General features: G+C 57.5%; 2 protein-coding genes. Both read right to left on the bottom strand.

Going from position 1 to position 1,505, the window contains the following annotated elements; all coding sequences use genetic code 11:
• Positions 1 to 31: 31 nt before the first annotated feature.
• A complete protein-coding gene (locus BKD70_RS22870; RefSeq protein ID WP_070415459.1) occupies positions 32 to 670 on the bottom strand; it encodes a peroxiredoxin in 639 nt (212 codons plus the stop codon).
• Positions 671 to 944: 274 nt separating this feature from the next.
• The coding region (locus BKD70_RS22865; protein ID WP_139145805.1) for an OprD family outer membrane porin at positions 945 to 1,505 on the bottom strand (561 nt) is incomplete at its 5' end.

The following is a 1,505-nucleotide window of genomic DNA, read 5'->3' as shown; positions in this document are numbered from 1 at the left end:
TCGCTCCTACAGAGGCATGGTCCGTGATGCCTTAACGATTGGGTTGTGGGGTAAGACGCAGGTACGGCTTCACCGCGCGATAGCCCTTGGGAAAGCGTTTCTTGATCTCTTCCTCGTCCTTGAGTGACGGCACGATCACCACCTCATCCCCATCCTGCCAGTTGGCCGGTGTTGCCACCTTGTGGTTGTCGGTCAGCTGCAGCGAGTCGATCACCCGCAGGATTTCATGGAAATTACGCCCGGTGCTGGCCGGGTAGGTGATGGTCAGGCGGATCTTCTTGTTCGGGTCAATCACGAACAAGGAGCGCACGGTGAGGGTATCGCTGGCATTCGGGTGGATCAGGTCGTAGAGGTCCGAGACCTTGCGGTCGGCGTCGGCCAGGATCGGGAAGTTGACCGCGGTGTTCTGGGTCTCGTTGATGTCTTCGATCCACTTGTGGTGCGAGTCCACCGGGTCTACCGACAGGGCGATGGCCTTGACGCCACGCTTGGCGAATTCATCCTTGAGCTTGGCGGTAAAACCCAGCTCGGTGGTGCACACCGGCGTGAAGTCCGCAGGGTGGGAAAACAGCACACCCCAGCTGTCGCCCAGCCATTCGTGGAAGCGAATCTTGCCGGCGCTGGAATCCTGTTCGAAGTCGGGGGCGATGTCGCCCAGTCTTAGGCTCATGGTGTGGCTCCTGATGAGTGCTTATGGAGCCCACTGTGCATGGATTTTTTGCGGTTTAAAAAGAATAAATATCGATTTATCTAGACGATAAAAGAATATTAAAAATCAGTTCATTGGACTTGGGAACGGCCTGAGGCCAACATCGCCTTCAAGGTTCGAGAAGGCCTTGAGACGCTGCAAAAAAGAGGGATTCAGGAAGGGCTTGCGGGGGTTGAGCCCGACTTGAATAGCAAGACACCTTGCCCGGCATTGCGCCGGGCAAGGTTTTACAGTCTTACAACAGCGGGATCGAGTAGCTGACGATCAAGCGGTTTTCGTCCTGGTTACGCGCGTTGGCGATGTCGCTGCGCCACATAGCGTTTTTCCACGCCACGCCGACGTTTTTCAGCGGACCTTCCGGTACGACGTAGGCAACAGTGATGTCACGTTCCCACTCGGACTGGCCGGTGAACTCGGTACGGTTGCTGGCGACGGTGTCGATATGATCACCTTTCAGGTAAACCACACCGGCGGTCAGGCCAGGCACGCCGACTTTGGCGAAGTCGTAGGAGTAGCGAGCTTGCCAGGTGCGCTCGCCGGCACGGGCGAACTTCTGGATCTGCATGTCGGTGGTGATGTAAGCCGACGAGCCGTCACCCTGGTTCAGCCAAGGGAAGTCGCTGCTGCCGTTGCTGACCTGGTAACCGCCACCGAAGGTGTGGCCGGCAACCGAGTACAGGAACAGGCCGCTGTACAGGTTGTTGTCGACTTTGCCACGGCCGGAGTTCACGCCGCTGTAGTTGCCCGTCGAGAAATAAGCGGACTGGTTACCGTTGTTGCCATCGTCGGAGCTGTT

The organism is Pseudomonas sp. BS-2016, from assembly GCF_001806145.1.
Taxonomy (GTDB): Bacteria; Pseudomonadota; Gammaproteobacteria; order Pseudomonadales; family Pseudomonadaceae; genus Aquipseudomonas; species Aquipseudomonas lundensis.
This window is presented reverse-complemented; position numbering and strand designations above follow the sequence as displayed.